The sequence below is a fragment of the Nonomuraea roseola genome (genome assembly GCF_039535395.1).
GTDB lineage: Bacteria > Actinomycetota > Actinomycetes > Streptosporangiales > Streptosporangiaceae > Nonomuraea > Nonomuraea roseola.
Genome location: NZ_BAAAXC010000005.1, coordinates 527,047 through 550,562, shown reverse-complemented (window position 1 = coordinate 550,562; position 23,516 = coordinate 527,047). Strand labels below are relative to the sequence as shown.

At 70.8% G+C, this 23,516-nt stretch carries 23 protein-coding genes; 10 read left to right on the top strand and 13 right to left on the bottom strand.

Annotation, left to right across the window (positions count from 1 at the left end; genetic code table 11):
* The 3 genes from ABFX55_RS04530 to ABFX55_RS04520 form a co-directional block, all read right to left on the bottom strand.
* Complete coding sequence (locus ABFX55_RS04530; protein ID WP_346117883.1) at positions 1 to 408, bottom strand: YciI family protein; 408 nt, start codon at positions 406 to 408, stop codon at positions 1 to 3.
* 122 nt (positions 409 to 530) lie between these two features.
* Positions 531 to 1,097, bottom strand: coding sequence for a pyridoxamine 5'-phosphate oxidase family protein (locus ABFX55_RS04525; protein WP_346117881.1), 567 nt, complete (start codon positions 1,095 to 1,097; stop codon positions 531 to 533).
* Between the two features lie 113 nt (positions 1,098 to 1,210).
* A complete protein-coding gene (locus ABFX55_RS04520; protein WP_346117879.1) occupies positions 1,211 to 1,723 on the bottom strand; it encodes a MarR family winged helix-turn-helix transcriptional regulator in 513 nt (170 codons plus the stop codon).
* 77 nt (positions 1,724 to 1,800) lie between these two features.
* Here ABFX55_RS04520 and wrbA point away from each other — a divergent pair, with 77 nt between their 5' ends.
* Both wrbA and ABFX55_RS04510 read left to right on the top strand, forming a co-directional pair.
* A complete protein-coding gene (gene wrbA, locus ABFX55_RS04515) occupies positions 1,801 to 2,484 on the top strand; it encodes an NAD(P)H:quinone oxidoreductase (protein ID WP_346117877.1) in 684 nt (227 codons plus the stop codon).
* A 26-nt stretch (positions 2,485 to 2,510) separates the two neighbouring features.
* Positions 2,511 to 3,938 (top strand): MFS transporter, encoded by a 1,428-nt coding sequence (locus ABFX55_RS04510; protein ID WP_346117875.1) that lies wholly within the window; start codon positions 2,511 to 2,513, stop codon positions 3,936 to 3,938.
* Between the two features lie 113 nt (positions 3,939 to 4,051).
* Here the strand turns inward: ABFX55_RS04510 and ABFX55_RS04505 are convergent, their stop codons facing one another.
* Positions 4,052 to 5,209: a serine hydrolase domain-containing protein gene (locus tag ABFX55_RS04505; protein ID WP_346117873.1), complete on the bottom strand. Its 1,158-nt coding sequence runs from the start codon at positions 5,207 to 5,209 to the stop codon at positions 4,052 to 4,054.
* Positions 5,210 to 5,377: 168 nt separating this feature from the next.
* Here ABFX55_RS04505 and sigJ point away from each other — a divergent pair, with 168 nt between their 5' ends.
* The gene (gene sigJ, locus ABFX55_RS04500) at positions 5,378 to 6,253 is read left to right on the top strand and encodes an RNA polymerase sigma factor SigJ (protein WP_346117871.1); all 876 of its coding nucleotides are present in this window, start codon (positions 5,378 to 5,380) and stop codon (positions 6,251 to 6,253) included.
* Between the two features lie 1,539 nt (positions 6,254 to 7,792).
* Here the strand turns inward: sigJ and ABFX55_RS04495 are convergent.
* Positions 7,793 to 9,475, bottom strand: a complete 1,683-nt coding sequence (locus ABFX55_RS04495; RefSeq protein WP_346117869.1) for an AfsR/SARP family transcriptional regulator — start codon at positions 9,473 to 9,475, stop codon at positions 7,793 to 7,795.
* 200 nt (positions 9,476 to 9,675) lie between these two features.
* Here ABFX55_RS04495 and ABFX55_RS04490 point away from each other — a divergent pair, with 200 nt between their 5' ends.
* The gene (locus tag ABFX55_RS04490; RefSeq protein WP_346117867.1) at positions 9,676 to 10,821 is read left to right on the top strand and encodes a serine hydrolase domain-containing protein; all 1,146 of its coding nucleotides are present in this window, start codon (positions 9,676 to 9,678) and stop codon (positions 10,819 to 10,821) included.
* Between the two features lie 147 nt (positions 10,822 to 10,968).
* Here the strand turns inward: ABFX55_RS04490 and ABFX55_RS04485 are convergent, their stop codons facing one another.
* Positions 10,969 to 11,616, bottom strand: a complete 648-nt coding sequence (locus ABFX55_RS04485; RefSeq protein ID WP_346117865.1) for a TetR/AcrR family transcriptional regulator — start codon at positions 11,614 to 11,616, stop codon at positions 10,969 to 10,971.
* A 76-nt stretch (positions 11,617 to 11,692) separates the two neighbouring features.
* Here ABFX55_RS04485 and ABFX55_RS04480 point away from each other — a divergent pair, with 76 nt between their 5' ends.
* Entirely contained in the window at positions 11,693 to 12,529 is an 837-nt protein-coding gene (locus tag ABFX55_RS04480; protein WP_346117863.1) for an arylamine N-acetyltransferase family protein, read from the top strand.
* A 520-nt stretch (positions 12,530 to 13,049) separates the two neighbouring features.
* Here the strand turns inward: ABFX55_RS04480 and ABFX55_RS04475 are convergent.
* Genes ABFX55_RS04475 through ABFX55_RS04465 form a run of 3 tightly spaced genes read right to left on the bottom strand, consistent with a single transcriptional unit; the run spans position 13,050 to position 14,897 of the window.
* Positions 13,050 to 13,394, bottom strand: a complete 345-nt coding sequence (locus tag ABFX55_RS04475) for a GNAT family N-acetyltransferase (RefSeq protein WP_346117861.1) — start codon at positions 13,392 to 13,394, stop codon at positions 13,050 to 13,052.
* Between the two features lie 22 nt (positions 13,395 to 13,416).
* A complete protein-coding gene (locus ABFX55_RS04470; RefSeq protein WP_346117859.1) occupies positions 13,417 to 13,617 on the bottom strand; it encodes a ferredoxin in 201 nt (66 codons plus the stop codon).
* Positions 13,614 to 14,897: a cytochrome P450 gene (locus ABFX55_RS04465; RefSeq protein WP_428834755.1), complete on the bottom strand. Its 1,284-nt coding sequence runs from the start codon at positions 14,895 to 14,897 to the stop codon at positions 13,614 to 13,616. The genes ABFX55_RS04470 and ABFX55_RS04465 overlap by 4 nt, the downstream gene beginning before the upstream one ends.
* A gap of 27 nt (positions 14,898 to 14,924) precedes the next feature.
* On the opposite strand from ABFX55_RS04465, the gene ABFX55_RS04460 reads away from it, so the two are divergent.
* Complete coding sequence (locus tag ABFX55_RS04460) at positions 14,925 to 15,503, top strand: TetR family transcriptional regulator (protein WP_346117856.1); 579 nt, start codon at positions 14,925 to 14,927, stop codon at positions 15,501 to 15,503.
* Between the two features lie 93 nt (positions 15,504 to 15,596).
* Here the strand turns inward: ABFX55_RS04460 and ABFX55_RS04455 are convergent, their stop codons facing one another.
* Together ABFX55_RS04455 and ABFX55_RS04450 are read right to left on the bottom strand one after the other, a co-directional pair.
* On the bottom strand, positions 15,597 to 16,697 hold the full coding sequence (locus ABFX55_RS04455; protein ID WP_346117854.1) for a winged helix DNA-binding domain-containing protein: 1,101 nt from the start codon (positions 16,695 to 16,697) through the stop codon (positions 15,597 to 15,599).
* A 227-nt stretch (positions 16,698 to 16,924) separates the two neighbouring features.
* Positions 16,925 to 17,347 carry a VOC family protein gene (locus tag ABFX55_RS04450; protein WP_346117853.1) on the bottom strand — a complete coding sequence of 141 codons (423 nt, stop codon included), beginning with the start codon at positions 17,345 to 17,347 and terminating at the stop codon, positions 16,925 to 16,927.
* A gap of 149 nt (positions 17,348 to 17,496) precedes the next feature.
* On the opposite strand from ABFX55_RS04450, the gene ABFX55_RS04445 reads away from it, so the two are divergent.
* Entirely contained in the window at positions 17,497 to 18,492 is a 996-nt protein-coding gene (locus ABFX55_RS04445; protein WP_346117851.1) for a helix-turn-helix transcriptional regulator, read from the top strand.
* Positions 18,493 to 18,739: 247 nt separating this feature from the next.
* Here the strand turns inward: ABFX55_RS04445 and ABFX55_RS04440 are convergent, their stop codons facing one another.
* Positions 18,740 to 20,101 (bottom strand): alpha/beta hydrolase family protein, encoded by a 1,362-nt coding sequence (locus ABFX55_RS04440; RefSeq protein ID WP_346117849.1) that lies wholly within the window; start codon positions 20,099 to 20,101, stop codon positions 18,740 to 18,742.
* Between the two features lie 165 nt (positions 20,102 to 20,266).
* Between ABFX55_RS04440 and ABFX55_RS04435 the strand changes: the two genes are divergently transcribed.
* From ABFX55_RS04435 to ABFX55_RS04425, 3 genes are all read left to right on the top strand, one after another.
* On the top strand, positions 20,267 to 21,508 hold the full coding sequence (locus ABFX55_RS04435; RefSeq protein ID WP_346117848.1) for a sensor histidine kinase: 1,242 nt from the start codon (positions 20,267 to 20,269) through the stop codon (positions 21,506 to 21,508).
* A complete protein-coding gene (locus ABFX55_RS04430; RefSeq protein ID WP_346117847.1) occupies positions 21,505 to 22,158 on the top strand; it encodes a response regulator in 654 nt (217 codons plus the stop codon). Before ABFX55_RS04435 ends, ABFX55_RS04430 begins: the two co-directional genes overlap by 4 nt.
* A 349-nt stretch (positions 22,159 to 22,507) precedes the next feature.
* On the top strand, positions 22,508 to 22,663 hold the full coding sequence (locus ABFX55_RS04425; RefSeq protein WP_346117846.1) for a winged helix-turn-helix transcriptional regulator: 156 nt from the start codon (positions 22,508 to 22,510) through the stop codon (positions 22,661 to 22,663).
* A gap of 304 nt (positions 22,664 to 22,967) precedes the next feature.
* Here the strand turns inward: ABFX55_RS04425 and ABFX55_RS04420 are convergent, their stop codons facing one another.
* Positions 22,968 to 23,414, bottom strand: coding sequence for a universal stress protein (locus tag ABFX55_RS04420; RefSeq protein ID WP_346117845.1), 447 nt, complete (start codon positions 23,412 to 23,414; stop codon positions 22,968 to 22,970).
* Positions 23,415 to 23,516 lie beyond the last annotated feature (102 nt).

Here is a 23,516-nt window from a genome sequence, read left to right as displayed (position 1 = left end):
TCACTCCGTGATGGTCGGGGGCTCGGACAGGAACGGGCGCAGCTCGAGCCACTCGTGGATCGGCTTTCCGCCCGCGCCCGGAGCCGCCGACAGCTCGCCTGCCAGCTCGAGCGCCCGCTCGTAGCTGTCGACGTCGATCACCATCCAGCCGGCGATCAGGTCCTTGGTCTCCGCGAACGGGCCGTCGGTGACCGGCAGACGCCCCTCGCCGTCGTAGCGGACGAACGTGCCCTCAGGGGAGAGCGCCTGGCTGTCGACGAACTCACCGGTGATCTCGAGCCGAGCGGCGAAGTCCCGCATGTACTGCACGTGGGCCGAGACCTCCTCCGGCGTCCACTGGTCCATCGGCACGTCGTTGACCGCTGCCGGCGCGCCCCGGTAGTGCTTGAGGAGCAGGTACTTGGCCATCGTGTTCTCCTTTGTGCGGTACGGCCCATTGTGGCCGGTGTTCAGTGCGGGGACGGAGCCGCGCGCGGGTTCTCGACATGCCGCCGCGACATTTTTCCGGCGGCTGTGTGCGCGGATTCCGCTCAGGCGCTCCGGCGTTCTTCACGCTGCCGGACGAGCTCCTCGACCGCGCTCGGCAGGGTCGTCTCGAAGTCGATGAGCTTCGCCCACGTCGGGGTCACCACGATCCGGACCATGCCGTCGTAGAGGGAGCGGACCTCGGTCTCCCACTCGACCCGCTGCTCGGGCGTCATCTCGTACGAGCCGTTGATCTGGAGGTACTCGTCCGGGATGCCGTCGACGACGTCCAGCTCGGCCCGACCGCGGATCAGCAGGATCTTGGGCGGGTGCACCTCGGTGTCGATCGTCAGGGCGACCATCGGGTTCTCGCGCAGAGCCGGGAGCTTCGGGGCATTCTTCGTGGTGCACATGACGATCTCCGAACCGTTCCAGGTGAACGCGATCGGGACGTTCCGGGGCGTGCCGTCCTTGGCCACGTACGCCAGCCGGGTCACGTCGCGTGCCAACAGCTCTCGGCTGAGCGGCCGGTCCAGAATCTCGGTGATCTCGTTCGCTCGCATGGCCGTCGGTGGGGTCACCGCGCCGCTCGAAGGCCCTGCGCCGACGTGTCGCTCCTGTGCCGTGGGCACGCAGCCACTCCAGGTGCCGCGCCGCCGGCTCCAGGTCCCCGGTTCCGGCGAGGGCCGGCGTGATGTGGCGCAGCAGCGTGGCGGTCACGTCGACCGCGGGCCTGAGCTCGTGGTCACCGGTCAACGCCATCGACGTGCCCGGCCCGTCGCGATGGGGCGACCGCACCGTGCCGGCGGCCGTGTGGGTGGCTGGGGCGCCTGGTATCCACGTTGCCGGTCAAGGTGTTGAGGATGGCAGGTAGCTCTGCCACCGTTTCGGCGGACAGGCCGGTCACCGTCTCCTCCGCCAGGGCGCACCACAGCTGCTTGACCTGGTCGGCCAGAGCTTTGCCGCTGTCGGTGAGTTCGACGATGCTGGCGCGTCTGTCGGAGGGGGCGGGTTTGCGGCGGATGTGGCCGTTGGCTTCGAGTTTGCGGGTCATGAGCGTGACGCTGGGCGGCTCGCAGCCGAGCGCCTCGCTGAGCTGGGCCTGGATCATGGGGCCGGTCCGGGCGAGCTCGAGCAGGAGCGCTTCCTGTCCGGGGTGCAGGCCGAGGGGGTCCAGCAGCGCTGCGGCCCTGGCACGGTGGCGCAGGCTCAGCAGGCGGATGGCCTGGTTGAGGGCGTCGGCTTGCTCGAAGTCCATGGGCTCTCCTTGACAGGTTAGTTATGCGCATAACATTATCCGCATAACTAATTCTATGCGACATCGAGGGAGCCGACATGGTCGTGAAGGTCGCCGTCATCTACTACAGCGCGACGGGCAATGTGCACGCACTCGCGCAGGCCGTCGCCGAGGGCGCCGCGTCGGCCGGAGCCGAGGTGCGGCTGCGGCGGGTCGCCGAACTGGCACCCGGCAGCGCGATCGACCAGAACCCGCAGTGGCGGCGGCACGCCGACGCCGCCACGTCGATCGCCCAGGCCTCGACCGAGGACCTGGGGTGGGCCGACGCGTTCGCGTTCGGGACGCCGAGCCGGTTCGGCGCGCCGGCCGCGCAGCTCAAGCAGTTCATCGACCAGGCCGGCGGTCTGTGGCGGGAAGGCGCGCTGGCCGACAAGCCGGTGACGGCCTTCACCTCGGCATTCAACCGGCACGGCGGCAGCGAGGCCACGATCTTGTCGCTGGGCAACGTGTTCTACCACTGGGGGGCGCTGATCGTCCCGCCCGGATTCACCGATCCTGTCGTGTACGCCGCCGGCGGCAACCCCTACGGCACGTCGTTGGTGAGCGGCCTGCCGGCCGGAGACGGCCCCGATACCGCGACGCTGGAAGCGGCCAGGTACCAGGGACGGCGATTGGCCCAGATCACGATCCGGCTGCTGGGGGGCGTCCGTGTCACCGATGCCGCCGCGGGCGAAGGGAACGCCCGCGGAACCCTGGCCGGATCAACCTCCCAGACCGCGTGAGCGGCGGGGTCGGCGAGGAAGAAGTCATGACAAGCACCAGCACTGCAGCTCAGCGGGCCAGGCCGCACGCCGCCCCCGCCTGGGTGGCCCTGGCACTGGCGTGTGCCTGCCAGTTCATGGTCATCCTGGACGCGTCCATCGTCAACGTCGCCCTGCCCTCGATCCGCGGGGACCTCGGCTTCACACCCACCGGCCTGGCCTGGGTGGTGAACGGCTACCTGCTTACCTTCGGCGGCTTCATGCTGCTGGGTGGCCGCGCCATTGACCTGTTCGGCCCTCGCAGGATGCTGGTCGCCGGGCTGTTGTTGTTCTCCGCCTCGAGTCTGGCCGGCGGCCTGGCGACCGCTCCGGAGGTACTGGTGGCGGCCCGCGTCGCGCAGGGCGTGGGGGCCGCCATGCTGGCCCCGGCGACGCTGGCCGTGATCAACACCCGCTTCACCGAGGAGCACGCCCGCGCCCGGGCGTTCGGCGCATGGTCTGCCGCGGGCGGTGTGGGCGGGATGGCCGGCGCGGTCGCGGGCGGCTCCCTCACCACCGGCCTGTCGTGGCGGTGGATCTTCCTCATCAACGTGCCGATCGGCGCGGTGCTGATCGTCGTGGCCATGATGTCGCTGACCGGCGCGCGAACCCGCCGCAGGGAATCGCTCGACCTCACGGGGGCGGTCACGGGGACGGCGGGGCTGGCCGCGCTGATCTACGGTGTCATGCAGAGCGCCGATCACAGCTGGACGTCCGTGGCGGTCGTCGGGCCGGCCCTGGCGGGCCTGCTCCTGCTCGGCGTCTTCACCGTGGTGGAGGCGCGTTTCGCCACCCAGCCGATCATGCCCCTGCGGCTGTTCAGGATTCGGGGGGTCGCCGTCGGCAGCGGCCTGCTACTGCTGTTCGGAGCGATCGCCATCGCGATGTGGTACTTCACGTCGCTGTTCCTGCAGAACGTACTCGGCTTCAGTGCGCTTCAAGCCGGACTCGGGCAGACACCCGCGGCGGTGACGTTCATGGTGATCGCGCGATGGGCCGCCGCCCTGCTGCCGCGAACCGGTGCGCGCACTCTGGTGCTGGCAGGATGCGGCTGTTTCCTGGCCGGTTTCGGCTGGCTCGCCCAGGCCCACGCCGACAGCGGCTACGTCACCAGCGTGCTCGGGCCCACGCTGCTCATCGCGGTCGGCATCGGGCTGACCTTCCCCACCCTCATGGCCGCGGCGACCGCCGACGTTCCCGAGGGTGACGCGGGGATCGTCGGCGGCCTTGCCCAAACCGCCAGTCAGGTAGGCGGGTCGGTAGGCCTGGCGGTGCTCGCGACGGCCGCCGGCGCCGGAGCCGCGACGGCGGCCGGCGGGAGTTCCCCGGCCGCCGCCCTCGCCGCCGGCTACGACCTGGTCTTCCTCATGGCGGCCGGGCTCGGCCTGGCGATCGCGGTGGTCAGCTTGCTGCTGCCGCGGCACGGGCGCGGCTGACCGCGGCGACGCCCGACGATGAAGGGTCCACCACCCTCAGGAGCTGCGCGGCGGCGATCACGAGCACCGCCGGACCGTTTCCTCGGCGGATCTCAGTGTGCTCGGCAGGTCGTTCAGGAGGCAGTGGCGGCGCGGTGGACCGCGGTGGCGAGCCGGTCGTGTTCGGGGTAGGACCAGCCGAAGCCGAAGCGGCGACGGGTGTAGCCCAGGGCGATGCCGCTGCGGGGATCGGCGAAGGCTTCCGAGCCCGCCGAGCCGTCATGGCCGAAGGCGTTCGCGCTGAGGAACCCGTACCGCAGGCCCTTGGCCTGGAACCCGAGCGCGTAGTTGCCCTGGTCTCCGCGGACCAGATCGCCACCGGTGGAGTGCAGCATGGAGAACTCCCCGACGGTGTCGGGCTTGAGCAGTGGGGCCTGCCCGTTCCGCCCCCAGACGGCCGCGGCATACAGGCCGGCCAGGCCGCGTGCGCTGCCCACCCCACCGGCGGAGGCCTGCCCGAGCGCGCGCACCGTGCGGGTGTTGACGAAGGCCACCTGATCCAGCGGCGGCGTGCTGTTGAGCCCGTATCCGATCCCCATGATGCTGTGCGGTCCAGGCAGGTTCGCCCAGAACGCGGCCTCCTGCTCAGGCGTGGCCAGCCACCACTGGATCGGCAGGAACCGGCCCTCCTCGCCCTCGGGCAGTCCCAGGTACAGATCCAGCCCGTACGGGGCCCGGATCCGCTCTTCGTAGACCTGCTGCAGCGACTGGCCGGTCACCCGCCGGATCACCTCGTTCACCACGGCGAACGTGACGAACCCGCCGTAGCCGTAGGCCGAGCCAGGCCTCCAGTACGGCCGCTGCCCGGCCAGGCGGGCGGCGATCACCTGGTCGTCGGCGAGCTCGGCCGCTGTCAACCCGCCGTCGACGCCCATGACGCCTGAGCGGTGGGTAAGCACGTCTCGCAGGGTGATCGCGTCCTTGCCTGCGACGGCGAACTCCGGCCAGTGCCGGGACACGGGCTGGTCGAGCTGGAGGATCCCCTCCTGCACGAGCAATGCCACCACCAACGTCGCGGCGCCCTTGGTGGAGGAGTAGACCCCGGTCAACGTGTCGCCGTTCACCTGTTGCCCTGCCCACAGGTCGACCACCTGCCGGCCGTGCGCGTAGACGGCCAGCTGCGAACCCGCGTGGCCGTCCTGCTCGGCCACCACCGCGGCGAACTCCCGGCGCACCAGCTCGAAGCCGTCCGCGACCGTTCCGTGGACATCCGTCCTGCTTATGTTCAGCAACCTTTCGTGTGGATGGTCGCCGTCATGACGGCTCGCGAGGGGCGAAGGTGACCGATGCGAGTCTTCGTGCTTCGTGTCACCTTTTTCGGGTGTGATCCGCCTTCGTGTCACCTTTTTCGGGTGTGATCCGTCAGCCGTACGACACAGTTGAGGAAAGGAACGCCGACCGTGAAGCCCGATGACTTCCTTGCCGTCCGGTTCGAGGGCCATCGCCCCCATCTGAAGGCGGTCGCCTACCGCATGCTCGGCTCGCTGGCGGAGGCCGAGGACGCGGTTCAGGAGGCGTGGCTGCGGCTGGCCCGCTCGGACGCCGGCGACATCGACAACCTCGGCGGCTGGCTGACCACCGTGGTCGGCCGGGTGTGTCTGGACATGCTCCGCGCCAGGAAGGGGCGGCGCGAAGAGCCGCTGGAGGCCCGTCTGCCCGACCCGGTGGTCAGCCGTGAAGATGCCGCCGACCCGGAACAGCAGGCGCTGCTGGCCGACTCGGTGGGGCTGGCGCTGCTGGTGGTGCTGGAATCGCTGACCCCGGCGGAACGGCTGGCGTTCGTGCTGCATGACATGTTCGGCCTGCCGTTCGAGCAGATCGCGCCCATCGTGGACCGGACCCCCTCGGCGGCCAAGAAGCTCGCCAGCCGGGCGCGTCAGCGGGTCCGCGGCTCAGCCCCGAGCCCTGACCCCGACCTGACCGCTCAGCGTCGGGTAGTGGACGCGTTCCTGGCCGCCGCACGCGGCGGCGACTTCGACGCGCTGCTGGCCATCCTCGATCCCGACGTGGTGCTGCGCGCCGACGGCGGCATGCTCACCAACGGCATGAAGATCATCCGAAGCGCCGCGGCCGTGGCCGGGCAGGCCGCCACCTTCCAGCGCATGGCCACCACCGCCGCCACCCACCCAGCGCTGATCAATGGCCTCCCCGGCCTGGTCAACACCATCGACGGTCAGCCGATCTCCGTCATGAGCTTCACCGTCGCCGATGGCAGGATCGCCGCGATCGACATCCTGTCCGACCCCGACCGGCTGGCCTACCTTGACCTCACCTGACGGCGCCGCTCGTCGAGCCGCCCGCGCTTCTGACCGCCGGGCACCGTTCATGAGCTCAGCTGCGTCAGCCGGTCGAAGGCCTCCTGCCGGGTCAGGTCGGCGCCTCGGCGGTAGGCCCTGTCGTAGCCGGTACGGCCGAGGCGTTCCGTGACAGCCTCCACGAGCGAGCGTAGTTCGACGTCACCGTGGTCGAAGGCGCCGCGGATGGCATGGCTCAGGCCGAGCGCGGTGGCCGTACCGGCCGGATCGCCCTCCAGGAACAGCAGCCGGGCCAGGAACTGGGCGGCCGATGGGATGTCGTTGTTCGCCTGGGCCGCCTGGAAGGCGCGGGGCAGCAGCACGCGGGCGCGCGCGGCCTCCCCTGCGGTGAGGAGGTTCGCCATCCGGGCGGGGACCAGGGTGTTCTGCATCGTCTCGACCGGGAGGGTGGACTCGCGGGCGAGCCTGTTCATCCGGTCGAGCTCCTGATCGGCCCGCTCGACCTCGCCGCCGCGGCGATACAGCTCGGCCAGCGCGCCTGCGACCTCGATCTCCAGCATGAGCTGACCGCGGTCCCATGCCGCTCGTTCGGCGGTATCGATGGCGTGCCCTGCGCCCTTCAGGTCGCCGCCGCGCATGCGTTCGATGGCGAGCGCGAGCCGGGTCAGGACCTCGTCCTGCGAGCGAAGGTGGGTGGCGATCGCGATGCTGCGCTCGTAGGCGGCGACGGCCTCGTCGTGCTCACCGTCGAGGGCGTGGATCTGCGCCATGCCGATCAGCGTCTTGGCGATCCACCATCGGTCGCCCACCTCCTCGAACGCGTGCAGCGCCGCTGCCATCGCGGTCGCGCAGCGCTCGTGGCCGCCTCGCAGGCGCCACCACGCGGCCTCGATCACGAAGGTGCAGGCGATCGCCCAGCGGTCCGACCCGCTCCGCACCTGGGCGATCTCTCGATCGACCAGCTCGTCCAGCCCGCTCATCGCTCCCGCCACCACCACTATCGTCAGCAGCATCGGGTAACGCCGCAGCGCGCCGGTGCGCGTGCAGTCGTCGACGAGCGCCTGCAGCCGCACGGGATCGGTGACCGGCCCTCCCGCTCCTGCCACCAGATGGATCGCGGTGAAGGCGGCCCTGGCGTCCGCGGGCAGCGCGTCGCCGAGCTCGAGGACCCTGGCCACGTAGGCGTCGGCCCGGCCGTCGTAGCGCAGCATGACCCAGTACCAGTACAGCGGGCCGAGGATGCGGGCCGCCGCCTCGGCGTCCCCGCCCTCGATGGCCGTCTGCAGGGCGAACAGCACGTTGTCGTACTCGGCCTCGAACAGGCGCAGCGACTCCACCTGCTTGGCCGAGCGCAGCAGCGGCTCGTGTTCCTCGGCCAGGTCGGCGAAGTGCCGCGTGAGCCTTTCCAGGACGGCTTCGCGTTCGCCTGCGAGTCTGAGCTTGCCGTCCGCATGGGTTCGGATGGATTCCAGCATCCGGTGCCCGTCGCCGGCCCGCTCCACGATGGACTTGTCGACCAGGGAGTCCAGCAGATAGATGACCTCGCCCGTGGGGAGCAACTCATCCGCACAGACGGCCTCGATCGCGGCGATCCCCGTCCTCGCCGGAAAGGTCGACATCCGGCGCGCCAGCATCCGTTCCTGATCGGTGAGGAGGTCCCAGCTCCACTCGATGACCGCGTGGAGGGTCTGCTGCCTGGGCTCGGCTGCCCTGTTGCCGGTGCTGAGCAGCCGGAAGCGGTCGTCGAGCCGCCTGGCCAGCTGATCGACGCTCATGGTACGCAGCCGCGCCGCGGCCAGCTCCAGGGCGAGCGGCAGCCCGTCCAGCCGGCGCACGATGTCCACGACCGGGGCCGCCGTCGACGCGTCCAGTGCGAAGCCGGGCCGTATACGAAGTTGAGGAGCCTGCGACGATACGGCTGCCGCCCGATCGAGGAACAGCTGCACCGCGGCCGATCCGGCGGCACGATCGGGATCCGCGTGTTCCGGGGGGCAGTTCGAGCGGGCCCAGACGGCACAGCGCCTCACCCATGACCTCCAGCGGCCCCCGGCTCGTGGCCAGGATGGTGAGGTACGGCTGACGCTCGAGCAGATGCCGGGCGAACTCCGCGACGGGCTCGGAGATCTGTTCGCAGTTGTCCAGCACCAGCACGCCTTCACCACCGGCGAGCAGGTTGACCACTCGATCCAACGGCGTGCCGGAGGCTCGGCCGTCGGCGGTGCCGAGCGTGCCGAGAACCGCCTCGGGCAGCCCGTCGGCCGTGTTCACCCCGGCCAGAGGGACGAGCCAGACCCGGCCGCGACGATGGGCCCGGTGCCGGCTCACCACCTCCACGGCCAGCCGGGTCTTCCCCACTCCGCCGGGACCCACGACGGTGACCAGCCGGGAGGCCTCCAGCAGTCCGGCCAGCAACCTCAGCTCGTCCTCCCGGCCGACGAAGCTGGTCAGCTGGGCCGGCAGGCGTCCAGGCACCGCCTCAGGCCGAGCCTGCGCGGCCTCGGGGATCTCCAGCTCGCCCCGCAGGACGGCGACGTGCGTCCTGCGCAGTTCCTCGGAAGGGTCGACGCCCAGCTCCTCGGTGAGCGTGCGGCGGACCTCGTCGAACACGGCCAGCGCGTCGGACTGGCGGCCCGCCGCGTGCAAGGCCCGCATCCGCAGCCCGGCCAGCCGTTCGCGCAGCGGATGGCCCGCGGCCGCCGCCTCCACGTCGGCCAGGATCTCGCCATGGTGCCCGAGCCGCAGCTCCGCCTCGAAGCGGTCTTCGACGGCCCCGACGCGCAGTTCGTCCAGGCGCGCGCCCGCCGTACCGGCGAAAGGGAGGTCGCGCACATCGGCCAGCGCGTCTCCTCGCCACAGCTTCAGCGCGTCGCGCAGGAGCGCGGCCGCCTGCTCCGCAGCGCCCGCCGCCAGTTCGCGACCGCCCCGCCGCGCCAGGGCCTCGAACCGGACGGCGTCGACCTCCTCGGCGCCTACGTTCAGGCGGTAGCCGCCGGCCACGGTCTCCACGACCCCCGCCCCACCCAGCGCCCTGCGCAGCCGATGCACCAGCGCATGCAGCGCGTTGACGTGGTCCCCGGACGGGCGCTCGCCCCACAGGCCGTCGAGAAGCGAATCGACCGACACCACCTCGCCCCTGGCCAGTGCCAACCTGGCCAGAAGCGCGCGGACCCTGGCCCCGCCGACCTCGATCGGTGCTCCGTCGCCGGCATAGGCCCGGACCGGCCCGAGCACCTCAATCCGCATGCGCACCAGGCTAACCGGCGAGGAAACCGATCACGCACCGGTGAGTCGGCACCCGGGCGTGCCCGCCGTCGGGCACATCCGCCGCCCTGACACCCCACTTACAGCGAGCCGGTGCCGGCTGGAAGAGCGTCGTAAGACCCCTGTCAGAGCCGCCGGACATCGTGGAGGACGTACGGAAGAAACGTCCGAAAGGCAGTGCAATGGCAGCGTACGAGAAACTGCAGCAGGTGCTCGACTGGGCGGTGGCCGAGGCCGGCGTCCCCGGCATCGTCGCCGACGTCAAGGACGGGGACCGGACCTGGTTCGGCACCGCCGGCGTGGCCGACATCGAGACCGGTGCCCGACGACAGCCGGGGGAGCACGTGCACACCGGTAGCAGCGGCAAGGCCTTCACCGCCGCCACGATCCTGGCCCTGGAGGCCGAGGGCCTGCTGAGCCTGGACGACACCGTGAACAAGTGGCTGCCCGGCGTGCTGGACGTCAACGGCTATGACGGCGACACGATCACCATCAGGCACCTGCTCAACAACACCAGCGGTCTGTTCATCACCGGCTTGGCGCCGGAGATCTCCCACCGCTACCTCACCCGCCCCGCGTTCCTCAAGCATCGGTTCGACGAATTCACCACCGACGACCTGTTGAGGGTGGCGGTCTCCCAGCCGCCCGTCGGCGAGCCCGGCGAACGCTTCGCGTACTCCAACGGCGGCTTCCACCTCGCCGGGGCGATCATCGAGAAGGTCACGGGCAACAGCTACGCCGAGGAGGTCGAGCGCAGGGTCATCCGGCCGCTCGGCATGACCCACACCTACGTGCGCCCCGTCCAGGACAAGGGATACCCCGATCCGCACCCGCGGGCGTACTCCACGCTGTTCTTCAAGGACGGCGTCGACCCGGCGGCGATCACCCCCGCGAACTGGGAATCGATGATGGAGGACCCCGGGCTCGCACCCCTCGACGTCACCGAGGCCGGCACCTCAGGTGGCTGGTCGGCCGGCAACGTCGTCTCCACCACCGGCGACATGATCCGGTTCGTGAACGCGATGGCGAGCGGCAGTCTGCTCCCTCCTGCCCAGCACCGCGAGATGTGGACCACGGTCTCCACCGAGGGCGGCCACTGGATGCCGCACGCCCGATACGGCCTCGGCCTGTTCGAGTTCGACAAGGAGGCGACGGGCGGCAGGACGGTGCGTGGGGTGGGCGGCAGCCTCTGGGGATCCTGGTTCCTCGCGGTGGGCACCCCCGACGGCCGGCAGACCGTCGCCGTCCACACCAACACCGAGTGGAAGTCCTGGGATCTCATGTTCAAGATCATCGAAGCGACGCACGGCGTCTCCATCGGTGCGTAGGCGCGCGGCCCGCCACCGGCTCGTGCCTGTCCTTCGGGGGCAGGCACGAGGCGATGGCCGCTCGCCCGCGGAGCACATGACGGGCTGAAAGGATGCGGTCAGCGCTGACCTGGATGGGTCAGGGCCGACCCTTGGTGCGGGTGGCCGTCAACCGCCGCCGAGGTCGGCCAGGCCGATGTCGCTGTCGGGCAGTGGCTGGATGTGCGGGTGGGCGCGCAGGCCGTCGAGCATGAGCGCCAGGTAGCGGTCCACGCTGCGCTGGGTGAGCTCGGCACGCAGGCCGGGCATCGGCCGCAGCAGCAGGGCCATCATCAGTGTCAGATCGCCGGCGTCCACGTCGTGGCGCAGGTCGCCGTCGGCCTGGGCGCGACGGACGAGCCGGTCGAGGATCTTCAGCAGGGTCTGGCGCAGCCGCCGTTCCTCGGGGTCGGCGTGGAGCTGTTCCCAGGTGCTGGTGAACCAGATCGACAGCCAGGTGGCCAGCCGCAGCTCGGCGGCGGCACGGCGGATGAAGCGCGACAGCGCCCGCCAGGCGTCCGGCTCCTCGTCCTCGGCGTCGCGCGCGATGGCGACCACGCGGTGGAAGCCGTCCAGCGCGACCCCGCGCACCAGTGCCTCGCGGTCGGGAAAGCGGCGGTAGAGGGTGGCGGTCCCGACGCCGGCGCGGCGGGCCACCTCCTCCATCGGCACCTCGGCGCCGCGTTCGGCGATGAGTGCGCGGGCGGCCTCGATGATCTGTTCGCGGTTGAGCCTGGCGTCGGCTCGGAGCTTGCGGCCGGGGCTCTCGTTCTTCACTGCAACAGTATACGGATGTATCTCTCTCATTTACACTCGATAAGTGGCGGATCTTCTTTCACTTACGGAGGCAGAGATGACCATCGACCCGATGCTCCACAGGATCGGGCACCACGGGCCCGTGGCCGCCGACCTGGAGACACTGTTCGCCCTGCACCGGGCCTGGCGGCGGGCTGTGCCGTACGAGAACCTCGACATCCAGCTCGGCAGGCCGATCAGTCTCGAGCCGGACGCGCTGTTCGACAAACTCGTGCGGCGGCGACGCGGCGGCTACTGCTACGAGCAGAACGCCGGCCTGGCCATGCTGCTGCGCCTGGCCGGCTTCCAGGTGACGCTGGTGGAGGCGGGCGTCTTGCGCGAGGCCAGGGGAGAGGCGATGTGGGGCAACCACAACGCGCTGCTGGTCGACCTCGACGGCGGTCGCTGGCTGGCCGACGCGGGCATCGGGGACGGCTTCGTCGAGCCGCTGCCGCTGCGCGAGGGGCCACACACCCAGGGGTCCCTGACGTACCGGCTGGAGCGACTCGATCCGGACACCTGGCGCTTCCACCACCATCCCGGCGGGACAGTCGCCTCCTACGACTTCCGGCTGCAACCGCGCGAGATCGCCGACTTCGCCGCCCGCTCCAGGGAGATGTCCACCTCCGCCCAGTCGGCGTATGTCACCACGCTCATGGCCGCCCGGCCGATCGCCGGCCACACGCTGTTACTGCTGTCACGTACGCTGCGCCGGCCTGGCTCCGACGGCAGGACGCCCCGGACCATCGGCGACGCGGACGAGTTCGCCAGAACGCTCGCCATGGACTTCCTCGTACCGCTCGACGACCTCGGCCACAATGGCGTCGCTCAGCTCTGGCACAAGTCAGGCACCCAGGACGACCTATGGCGCGCACGCGTCAGCAACACCTCCTAGGTATCCGACACGGTGCTTCCCATCGACAGACTCACGGTTGGAGCCGACTACTTTCTCGGGTGACCGTGGTCATCGTCGCCTCTGTGGAGCTGAGCGGGACGACTGTGATGCACGTCCGCCCTGTCCGTCGGGCGCCCTCGGCGGGCCGGCCGCGTTGCCCGAGGGCGTCCGGAGTACGGACAAAACACACCACGCCGCCGCACCCCCGCAGGTCGTCGCCATCATGTCCGGCTGGGGCCAGTCTGGCGAAGCCAGCCCCGGTTGGGGCTCGGTCTCGGGCACGCTGGACGAGCATCAGGAGGGTGCCGAAAGTCGTCAGGATCACGGCACCGGAGAGCGTCAGGATGATGCTCAGCCACGGCCGCCATCGTCTGAACGCCTGTGGAGCGGTGGCCGGCAGAGCGCCGATCACGCCGACGAGGTCGAGAAAGGGGTAGTCGAGGTGGGCCGGCCCGGCGAGAACCGTAGCCCTACCGCGGCCGGCACGTCGGCGACTCCGTGTTCGTGCTGCGTGTCGCTGTCAGGTGGTGAATGCATGGAGGCTGGCGGTGCTCAGAGTCTGCTCCGCGCCGAACTCATCAAAGGTGCTGACATGGCGGAAGCCGAGGCGAACGGCGAGCTTCAGCGAACGCACGTTGGCTGTCTGGGTCACGACCACGACCGGCTGATCGGGTAGTTCGTCGGCGGCAGCACGCAACACGGTCGTCGCGGCCTCGAACGCGAGCCCCGCGCCCCACGCACCGCGCCGCAGCACATAGGACAGTTCCAGCTCCTCCCCGTCCTCGATGACGTGGCCAGGCCGGTCGGCGGACCCCGCCGTGACCGAAGCCGTCACCGCCGCGTTGATCGCGGGTCCCGCGCCCATGACGAGCACGTCGGCGGAGCCGTCATCGGTCTTCCTGCGCGCGGATGGCCGCGGCGGGGCAGAGGGCCACGGCGTTGCGGACGGCGTCGTGCAGGTCGGGGCGGGGCGTGGGATCGCGAAGCATGACGACGCCGTCCTCCTCGCGCTGGTCGAAGACGTCAGGCGCGGACAGGACGCACTGGCCGGCGGCTACGCAGCGGTCCTGGTCGGTGATCACTCTCATGCCTGCTCCCAGGTGACGGGGAGCCGCCGCACCCCATAGGCCAGGGACGCCTCGCGCATGGAGATCTCAGCCGCTGGTACGGCCAGGCGCAGTGCGGGAAACCGCTCGAACAGCATGCGATAGCCGATGCGCATCTCGATCCTCGCCAACTGCTGGCCGAGACACTGATGCACGCCGTGGCCGAAGGCCAGGTGGTGCCGGGCTCCATCACGTCCGAGCCGCAGGACGTCGGGGTCGGCGAACCGCTCCGGATCACGATTGACCGCGGGCAGCCCGATGATCACGGTCTCGCCCGCACGGATGAGCTGCCCGTCCAGCTCGACGTCCGCCAGGGCGGCACGGCTGGGCGAGCCCCGGTGAATGATGGTCAGATAACGGAGCAGCTCCTCGACCGCGCTGTCGGTCAGTGAGGTGTCGGCGCGGTAGGCGTCGAGCTGCTCGGGGTGGCACAGGAGGGCGAAGGCACCGAGGCCGAGCATGTTCGCGGTCGTCTCGTGCCCGGCGATCAGCAGCGCCAACCCGATGTTGGTCAGTTCCTCGTCGGTGAGGTCGCTGTCGGTGATCAGCCCGCCCAGCAGGTCGTCGGTGGGACGCGAACGCTTGCGCCGCACCAGGTCCGCGAAGTAGCCGGTGAGCCGTCCTGCAGCGACCGTGGCCTGTTCCACTGAGGCGTCCAGATCGACGGCCACGGCGGTCTGCTCCTGGAAGAAGGCGTGATCCTCGTAGGGAACGCCGAGCAGCTCGCAGATCACCAGCGAGGGGATCGGCAGAGCGAACGTCTGCACGAGATCGACGGGCGGCACGGTCTCGGCCATGGCGTCCAGGTGGTCGGCGGTAATCTGGACGATCCGAGGCTCGAGGCGCCTCATCCGCTGAACGGTGAACTGCCCGGTCAGCAGGCGCCGGAACCGCCTGTGATCCGGATCGTCCATGACGACGAACATGCCGGGCGCCGGCTTGTCACCGCTCCCGGCCAGGACGTTCCGCCGCGGAAGCGGCGAGTGCTTGAGATCCATCCGGACGCTGAAGCGTGGATCGGCCAGGACCTTGCGTGCGGCGTCGTAGCCGGTGACCAGCCAGCCGACGTGGCCGTCCGGGAAGGCGAGCCGGGTGAGCGGCTGGGAGTCACGCAGCCGCGTCAGCTCTTCGGGCGGGTCGAACGGGCAGGCGGGATCGCGCCGGGTGGGCAGGGTCACCGGGATTTCAGCATTCTGATCGACCACTGACACAGCTCCGTTCAGGTGGTTTTGATAGCGGACTCTATTTTGAGAGTAAACCATCATTTGCTGGTGCGGTACATTTCGTGCATGGGCACCAGCGGGCTGCGCGAACGCAAGAAGGCGAGGACCAGGGAGACGATCCTGCGCGAAGCGTTCAGGCTCTTCCGTGAACGTGGCTACAACGCCACCACCATCGACCAGATCGCCGAGGCCGCCGAGATCTCGCCCGCGACCTTCTTCCGCTACTTCCCGACGAAGGAGGACCTGGTCACCTTCGATCGTTTCCCTCCGCTCATCGAGGCTCTCCAGGTCCAGCCGCCCGGTGAACCGGTCGCCGTCCTGCGCGGCGCGTTCCGTACGGCGTTCGCCTCCCTGACCGCCGAGGAGATCGCCGCAGGGCATGCGCGGGAGGTGTTCGCGGCGACCGTCCCTGAACTGCTGACCGCCAACCTGCGCAGGAGCCCTGGCTTGCTGCAGGAGCTTTCCGAGATCGTCGCGGACAGGGCGGGATGCGGCGCGGACGACCCCCGGATCCGCAACGTCACCGGCGCCGTCTTCGGGGTCGTCGCCATGGTCTGGCTGCAATGGGCCCAGGACCCCGACATGGACGGGCCCGCCGAGATCGACAGAGCACTCGGGCACCTGGAGTCCGGCCTGAGCCTGTAGGTCCCGCCGCTCAAGTCGGGGTGCGGGCAGACGCCTCCGACCGAAGTGGCCAGGCGCACGTGCCGAGCGACGAGCCTGCGTACGAGAGCGCGCTCAGCTGGGAGACGCGGCGATCTCCACGCGGTGACCGTCGTCGTCGGACAGGAACGCCGCCAGCGCCTGCCCCTGCTCGGCCACGGTAGTGCGGTCGGCTCGTGAGAAGCGGCGCAGCGGGGTGACAGTCACGGTGCCTGCCTGGACGCGCCAGGTCGCGGCGACCCGGCCGTCGACCAGGACAACGCGGGCGCCGGCGACCGACAGGCCGCGATGGGCGTCGTCGACGATCCGGCTGCGATCGTGGTAACCGAGGATCGCGTTGTCGAACGCCGGCAGGAACCGCACAGGGGCGGGCGTGTCGGGGTCGGGGCGCGGCGCGTCGGGGAGGTCCAGCAGTTCCCTGCCTCGCTCGTCGCGGAAGGTGACCAGCTCCTCGCGTATCGCGGCCACCGCGGCCGGCAGTCCTGCCAGGCCGCACCAGGCGCGCAGGTCGGCCGTGGCGGCGGGGCCGAAGGCGGCCAGATAGCGCCGTACCAGCGCGTCGCCGACCGGATCGGATCCCTCAGGGGCCGGCGGGTCGATCTCGCGCCCCAGCCAGGAGGAGAGCAGGACGTTGCGCACTCCCGCCCTCGTGCGCCACAGCCCGCGCGGCGGCAGCTGTGCCACCGGGAGAAGCGCGGCGACCAGCATCTCGCCCAGCGCCCGCGGCCCCGGCTCCGGCCAGCGCTCAGCCAGCGCCCGCGCGAGCTCGGTCATCGAGCGGGGCTCGTCGTCGGCCATCACCGCCAGGCCTGCCCTTGCCAGCTCGTCGAGGTCTATCCCGGCAAGCTCGCGGCGGTAGACCCCGAGTACCCGTTGGCGCAGCATGATGTCGTGGCGGGCCCGCCAGGCCAGGGCGTCGTCGGCGGCGAGGAGGTGGACGGTGCGGCGCATGAGGTGGGTACGGACCACGCTCCGCCCGGTCAGCAGGGCCGAGAGCGCCGCCGGATCGAACACGCTCAGCCGCGACCAGAGGCCGACGAACGGTTCCTGCGGTTCCTGCGCCTGCAAACCGCACAGATGCGCGACGGCGTCGAGGACCGGCATGCCGGCGCGATCGAGCAGCAACTGCCGAGCCAGCGTCGCGCGGTTGAGCGCCCGGGTGTCGAGAACAGTCATCGGTGTCACGCCGCCGCACACTCGTCGGCCGGTCGCCGGCGCGGCACCGCTTGTCGGATGGGCGGCGGGTCGTAGGACACGCTCAGGCGGTAGGGGCTGATCTGCGTTCCGGTCCGCCCCGGGGGCCGCATCCTCATGGTGGTTGTTCCCTTCGGAAGAAGGTGCGGGGACAGGAGCGTGGTGGGGGAGGACGGACGGTGCGCGCCTCCCTCACCACGCATGATGGCTCAGCCGTTGTACTCGCTCACGACGTCCACGACCCAGACGACGCCGAAGCGGTCCGTGAGCATCCCGTACAGCGGCGTCCACTGCGCAGGCGCCAACTGCTGCGCGATCGTCGCTCCGGCGGAGAGCTTCTCCCAGTACGCGGTGACTTCCTCCGTGGTCTCACCGCGGAGAGAGACGAAGAACGAGTTCTCACCCCGCTCCCACGGCATCCGCGAGGGCACGTCGTAGGCCATCACGTGGAAGCCGTTGTCCGCGACCACCTGGCCCCACATCACCTGGTCCGCCTCGGCGGGGTCCTGCACGCTCCCGGCGTCCTTGTACGTGACGGCGGCGAGGTCACCGCCGAACACGGACTGGTAGAACTCGAGCGCCGCGCGGGCGTCGCCCCGGAAGTTCAGATGAGTCACGGACTTGACGGACATTGTCGGCTCCCAGCCTTCGGTGAATGTTTCCGGACGCCGTGAAGCGCCCGGACCGAACTGCCGATCCCGGAATCGGCTGTTCGGCCCGAGGCAACAGTCGCAGGGGTAGCGGTCAGGGTGTGGCCGCTTCTCGGGGCAGTATGGGATTCATGCCGAAGACCTCAGCGCGACTTCTGTCACTGCTCTCGCTGCTCCAGGCGCGCAGGGACTGGCCGGGGGCGCTGCTGGCCGAGCGGCTGGACGTCAGCCCGCGCACCGTGCGTCGTGACGTCGACCGTCTGCGCGAGCTCGGCTATCCCATCACCGCCTTCAAGGGGCCCGACGGTGGGTACCGGCTCGACGCCGGCACGGAGCTGCCCCCGTTGCTGTTCGACGACGAGCAGGCCGTCGCCCTGGCCATCGCACTCCAGATCGCCACCACCGCCGGTGCCGGCATCGAGGAGGCCGCGGCGCGCGCGCTGAACACCGTCCGGCAGGTGATGCCCGCACGGCTGCGCCGCCGGATCGACACCCTTCAGGTCACCGCCGTCGAGCGTCCCTCGACCCGGCCGGACCCACAGGTCGACAGCAGCGTGCTCATGGCTCTCAGCGCCGCCGTCCACGCCCGCGAGGTGCTGCGCTTCGACTACGCGCCCGCATCCCCGCCAGGGGTGGACGGCGACGGCGCCCGGACCCCGCCGCGCCGGGTGCAGCCCCATCACCTCGTCACCTGGGGCGGGCGCTGGTACCTCGTCGCCTGGGACCTCGACCGCGAGGACTGGCGCACCTTCCGCGCCGATCGGATCACCCCGCGCACCCCTACAGGGCCCCGCTTCAGCCCGCGCGAACTGCCCGGAGGCGAGGTGGCCGCCTTCCTGGCCGGCAGGTTCCGGGGCTCCGACGGCTCCGGCGACTGGCCCTGCCGCGGCGAGGTGATCCTCGACCTGCCCGCCGCCGCCGTGTCCAGCTACACCCGCGACGGAGTCGTCGAGGAACTCGGCCAGGACCGCTGCCGGCTCCTCCTGGGCTCGTGGTCATGGACCGGCCTGGCCGCCACCATCGGCAGGTTCGACGCCGACATCGAGGTCGTCGGCCCGGCCGAGCTCAAGGAAGCCTTCGCGCACCTGGCCGGCCGTTACACCAGGGCCGCAACCGACGCCCCCTAGCGCGGCACTGTGCGCCTCGCGTCAGCCGGTCCGCAGGACGCCGGCGGCGAAGGCCTGGCCTGATCGCTCGGTGGATCCCTCGATGCCGGCTCTGGCGACTCGTGGACAGGAGCGGCCCTCGACGACCGAGCAGGGGTCCGTCCTCTTCCGGGACGCGCGATCGGATGCCACCGTTTCACCGGCGGTCGCCGAGGAAACAGCGCGGCGGGTCGGCGCCGAGAGATCACCAGGCCGGGGCCGTGGCGGGTCAGGGGATGAGGGAGATTTCGGGGAAGCGGGAGTCGGGAGCCTCGAACAGGCGGGTGGGCTTCTTGCTCAGGTGCAGGTCGAAGAAGGCCGCGATGTAGGCGCGCTGAGCAGACACGGACCGGCCGGGATCGATCGTGCCGACGAACTCGGCGACGGGCACCTTCGGCAGCGCCGCGGCGATCTGCGGCAGCAGCGCCTGCAGGTCGGTGAACGAGCCGTGTGCCGCGCCCCTGAACCGCAGCTCCCGCCTCCAGCCTGTCGAGGCTTCCCAGAAGGACTTCCAGCTGGGCTCGCTCGCCCGGGTGTGCGCCTCGGCCGCCAGCTGCAGGAACGGCTTGGCGACGCCGCTGCCGGCGACCGGGCCGACGTATCCGCCGTCGAGGTTGACTCCCGCGTCCACGCGTCGGTCGTCGTGGACGAGCTGCGCCGCCACCGACCCGCCCAGGGACTGTCCGAGCGCTCCCACCCGTGACACGTCCGGGGCGCCGCGCAGCCCGGCGGGCAGCGGTGTGTGCTCCTCGCCGAGCCCGCCGCCCCGTCCCAGAGCGGCGATCTGGTCCAGGACGAACCGCATGTCCGCCAGGCGCGCTTGGGAGTGCCGGGCGACCAGCCTCGTGATGACGCGCGGGGTCAGCTTCGTGGGCAGGGGCATGGCGCGGACGAGCCGACCGCCGGGGAACTCCACCTGGTCGGCCTCGTAGGTGGCGTCCACGGTGACGACCAGGTAGCCGCGGGAGGCCAGCTCCTGTACCAGGGCGGTGCCGAGGGTGCGCGGCCCGCCGTCCCCCGAGCCGAACAGCACGACGGGCAGCTTGCCCGCGTGGCGATCGACCGGGGCGCCGAGGCGGGCGTGGGTGAGGGTGGCGGCCCAGTTCACCGCGCCCTTCGCGATGCCCATGGGCGGCGCGGAGTGGCGGTCCCAGTCGGCCGCGGACAGGGGCGCCATGTGCGGGGCTGCGGGCAGCGCCTGGCCGGTGCCCTTGGCCGGGTACCACAGGCTGACCATCAGCTCCCGGTAGGGCTTCGACTTCGCCAGGGGGTCGGGGCGCGAGCGGTCGACCAGGCGCACGGCGAAGGTGCCGACGGGGTACGGCCCGCCCGGCGCGGGCAGGCTCATCGTGACACGACGCGGGGCGCGCGCGTCATCGGCCGGCACGGCGGCAGGGGCGGCGAACGCCTGATGAGGCGAGGCGGCACCGCCCGCCTGACGGGCCAGGTCAGGCACATCATGGGCCACGGCGGCGCCGGGCGTGGGACGGGCCAGAGCGGCAGTGGGCACGCCATGGGCAACGGCGGCAGGCGTCATGGAAGCGGCCAGCGCCACCACGGCCAGGCCCGCGGCGTTCGGAATGAAGGGCATACGAGGCTCCTTGAGCGAGAGGTGTCCGACGAGGCTGGCAGCGGGCTGCGGATCAGGGACAGCGGCATACGGCTGATATGCGTGTGCGACTTCTGAATGAGGTGCCCGGATCTTCATCCCTGAGGAGGATGGGGAGCGAACCCGCAGGACAACTAGGGTGAGCGCATGAAGCGAGCCGACCGCCTGGTGGCCTGCCTCGCGGCACTGACCCGATGGTCGTCCGTACCCGCCGACGCGCTCCTGGCGGCCGCGATCTTCCTGGCCACACTCGGACCCGGCCAGGTGTCGACTGGCGAGCCATGGGTGTTGCTGCTCCAGGCGGCCCTGGTGGCGCCCTTGGTGTGGCGGCGGCGCGCCCCGCTGGCGGTCTTCTGCGCGATCGGCGCAGCGGCCGCGATCCAGTGGGCCTCCGACGTGCAGCTTCCCGCCGACGCCGCCCTGCTGGTCGCCCTCTACACCGTGGCTGCGCGCTGCCCATGGCGGCAGACGCTGATGGCCGGGCTCGTGCTGGAGGCGGGGGTGATGCTGGCCGCGGCGCGGTGGGCGCCGCAGGGTCAGTTCCCTTTCACTGCGGCCGCGCTGAGCGCGATGTCCGCCGCCGCCCTCTCCACGGGTTTGTGGATGCGGGTACGGCGGGCGTACATCTCCTCGTTGGAACGTGACCGAGAGCAGCGGGCGCGGATCGCGGTCGCCGAGGAGCGCGCACGGATGACCCGTGACATGCACGACATCGTCACCCACAACCTGTCGGTCATGGTGGCCCTGGCCGACAGCGCCGCATACGTATGGCACCGCGCGCCTGAGCAGGCGGCAGCCGCGATGGAGCAGGTCGCCGACACCGGACGCGAGGCGCTGGAGGACATGCGCCGCGCCCTCGGCACGCGCGAAGACAGCCACGCGGGCAAACCTCGCCGGGCAGTCGAACCCGTCCTCCCAGAACCCGGCCTCGCAGTCGAACCCGGCCTCCCAGTCGAGCCGGGGGAGCAGGTGGGTGCGCTGCTCCACCCCGCGCCCGGGATCGCCCAGCTAGCCCCCCTGGCCGACCGGATGCGCGCGGCCGGACTGCCGACACGCCTGCAGGTGGCCGGCGACCCTGAGGCGATTCCCGCCGCCGCCCAGCTCACCATCTACCGGCTGGCCCAGGAGGCACTGACGAACACGCTCAGGCACGCGCCCGGCGCGACGGCGGAGGTCCGCGTCCACCTGACATCGCGGCGCGCCGACGTGGAGGTCACCGACGACGGCCTCCCCGGGCGGACGGCGGACGAGGCACCCGGACGGGGCCTGGCCGGGATGCGCGAGCGTGTCGCCGCCTACGAAGGAACCCTGCACGCCGGCCCGGTGCGCGGCGGCGGGTGGCGGGTGGCGGCCAGCCTGGACCTGGCGGGCAAGGGCGCGGGCCGATGATCCGGCTGCTGATCGCCGACGACGAGTCGTTGCTGCGCCTGGCCTTCCGCATGGTGTTCGAGGCCGAGCCGGACATGGAGGTGGCCGGTGAGGCGGGCGAGGGCGAGGAGGCCGCCCGGATGGCCCGGCAGCTGCGCCCTGACGTGGTGCTGATGGATGTGCGCATGCCCGGCCTCGACGGGATCGAGGCCACCCGCAGGATCGTCAGGGACTGCCCACGCTCGCGCGTGCTCATCCTGACCACCTTCGACCTGGACGAGTACGCCTTCGCCGGGCTGAAGGCCGGGGCCGTGGGCTTCCTGCCGAAGAACACCCGGCCAGCGGAGCTGCTGAGCGCCATCCGCCACGTGGCGGCGGGCGAGGCCGCGCTGTCCCCGCGGGTCACCCGCCGCCTGCTGGAGAGGTTCGCCCCTCAGCTCACGCCCGGCGCGCCCGAGCGCGACGAGCGGCTTGCGCAGCTGACCTCCCGCGAGCACGAGGTGCTGCTTCAGGTGGCGCGCGGACTGTCCAACGCCGAGGTGGCCGCGGCCCTTCACCTCGCCGAGGCCACCGTGAAGACGCACCTCAGCCGCGTCCTGCTCAAACTCGGGCTGCGCGACCGCGCGCAGGTCGTGGTCTTCGCCTACGAGAGCGGCCTCATCCGGGGATGAGGAACATCGGTACAGCCGTTAGCGCTGAGATCGATCGTTTCCCGGACGCCCTCGGTTCAGAAGGTCAGCCCGATCTTCCCATTCAGGCTCCCCAAATGCTCATGTGCGGCTTTCACGTTCTGCACGCCGTAGTGCGCGTCGACCCGGATATTCAACGGCGTCGTAGCCGCCCGCACGCAGGGTAGTCCGGTCGGTCGTGGCGTGGTCGGCTCCCAGGTCTTGCACCACGGTTGACGACAGTTCCAGCCAGTTCCCAGCCCAGCGTCATCGGCAACGGCGGCCCTCATCGGCGGCATCAGTTCCAAGATGCTCACGCAGACGTTGCGCAGGGCTTCAGCATCACGGTCTGGTGCGGCGCCAGGCGTTCGCCGAGGTGCCTCCGCGCGTCGAGTACGCGCTCACCGGCCTCGGGCAGTCGGCGTTGGAGCCGGTCGATGTGCTCTGCCGTTGGGCCGAGCAGAACGGCGACGCGGTCTTGGCCACCCACGATGGGCATGACCGGTGACCTTCAGGGCATCCGCATGTACGGCGCCCCTGCTCCGCGCTGGGCCAGGAAGACAGTCACGGCGCGCGTCCGTGACGTGCCGGCTCCTCCTGGATCAATCAGGTCGAGCGCTGGTTCGGCTACCTGACCGGCCAGCTCATCCGCCGGGGAGTGCACAAGAGCGTGCAGTCCCCGGAAGCTGACATCCTCGCCTGGATCGCCCGATGGAACGACAACCCACGGCCCTTCGTCTGGAAGAAGACCGCCGCGGGTATCCTTCACTCCCTCGCCCGATACTGCCGACGAATTTCAGGCGCAGGACACACTAGTTCTTCACTGGCGGCACGATCAGCATCGGCCGGTGCGCGTGGTGCAGCACGTGGTTCGACACGCTGCCCAGCAACACTGAACGCACCTCGGCCAGGCCACGCGACCCGGTCACGATCAGCGAGGCGTCGAGCTCGTCGGCCACGTCCACGATGGTCTGCCAGATCGATTCGTTGTCGGCGACCGCCCGGTGGGTCACGTCCTGCAGGCCCGCTGCCCTGGCCAGCTCGGCGCCCTCCGTGGCCTGCTGCTCCGCCAGCTCCTTCCACTCCTCCTTCTGCTCGGAAATGAGCGCGAAACCGGCGATCGTGTGCCGCCTGAGCTGCACCAGCAGCGGCTCCCACACGGTGACCACGACGGTGGCCTCGGCTGCGAGATGCTTGGCGGCGAACTCGATCGCGCTCTTCGCGTCGGCCGATCCGTCGTAGGCGATGAGGATGGTCATGGCTTGTTCTCCTGTGCGTCCGTTAGCGATTGGTGGTTGGCTCACCGACCTGGGGCAGTCGGCGCTGGAGCCGGTCGACGTGCTGTGCCGTTGGGCCGAGCA

Excerpts from the sequence above, each read along its gene's own strand:
- ABFX55_RS04510 (WP_346117875.1), top strand. The coding sequence starts at position 2,511 with ATGACAAGCACCAGCACTGCAGCTCAGCGGGCCAGGCCGCACGCCGCC.
- ABFX55_RS04445 (WP_346117851.1), top strand. The coding sequence starts at position 17,497 with ATGCCGAAGACCTCAGCGCGACTTCTGTCACTGCTCTCGCTGCTCCAG.
- ABFX55_RS04530 (WP_346117883.1), bottom strand. The coding sequence starts at position 408 with ATGGCCAAGTACCTGCTCCTCAAGCACTACCGGGGCGCGCCGGCAGCG.
- ABFX55_RS04520 (WP_346117879.1), bottom strand. The coding sequence starts at position 1,723 with ATGGACTTCGAGCAAGCCGACGCCCTCAACCAGGCCATCCGCCTGCTG.
- ABFX55_RS04455 (WP_346117854.1), bottom strand. The coding sequence starts at position 16,697 with ATGACTGTTCTCGACACCCGGGCGCTCAACCGCGCGACGCTGGCTCGG.
- ABFX55_RS04465 (WP_428834755.1), bottom strand. The coding sequence starts at position 14,897 with ATGGTTTACTCTCAAAATAGAGTCCGCTATCAAAACCACCTGAACGGA.
- ABFX55_RS04495 (WP_346117869.1), bottom strand. The coding sequence starts at position 9,475 with ATGCGGATTGAGGTGCTCGGGCCGGTCCGGGCCTATGCCGGCGACGGA.
- wrbA (WP_346117877.1), top strand. The coding sequence starts at position 1,801 with ATGGTCGTGAAGGTCGCCGTCATCTACTACAGCGCGACGGGCAATGTG.
- ABFX55_RS04475 (WP_346117861.1), bottom strand. The coding sequence starts at position 13,394 with ATGGGCGCGGGACCCGCGATCAACGCGGCGGTGACGGCTTCGGTCACG.
- ABFX55_RS04435 (WP_346117848.1), top strand. The coding sequence starts at position 20,267 with ATGAAGCGAGCCGACCGCCTGGTGGCCTGCCTCGCGGCACTGACCCGA.
- ABFX55_RS04490 (WP_346117867.1), top strand. The coding sequence starts at position 9,676 with ATGGCAGCGTACGAGAAACTGCAGCAGGTGCTCGACTGGGCGGTGGCC.
- ABFX55_RS04450 (WP_346117853.1), bottom strand. The coding sequence starts at position 17,347 with ATGTCCGTCAAGTCCGTGACTCATCTGAACTTCCGGGGCGACGCCCGC.
- ABFX55_RS04460 (WP_346117856.1), top strand. The coding sequence starts at position 14,925 with ATGGGCACCAGCGGGCTGCGCGAACGCAAGAAGGCGAGGACCAGGGAG.
- ABFX55_RS04440 (WP_346117849.1), bottom strand. The coding sequence starts at position 20,101 with ATGCCCTTCATTCCGAACGCCGCGGGCCTGGCCGTGGTGGCGCTGGCC.
- ABFX55_RS04430 (WP_346117847.1), top strand. The coding sequence starts at position 21,505 with ATGATCCGGCTGCTGATCGCCGACGACGAGTCGTTGCTGCGCCTGGCC.
- ABFX55_RS04480 (WP_346117863.1), top strand. The coding sequence starts at position 11,693 with ATGACCATCGACCCGATGCTCCACAGGATCGGGCACCACGGGCCCGTG.
- ABFX55_RS04470 (WP_346117859.1), bottom strand. The coding sequence starts at position 13,617 with ATGAGAGTGATCACCGACCAGGACCGCTGCGTAGCCGCCGGCCAGTGC.
- ABFX55_RS04420 (WP_346117845.1), bottom strand. The coding sequence starts at position 23,414 with ATGACCATCCTCATCGCCTACGACGGATCGGCCGACGCGAAGAGCGCG.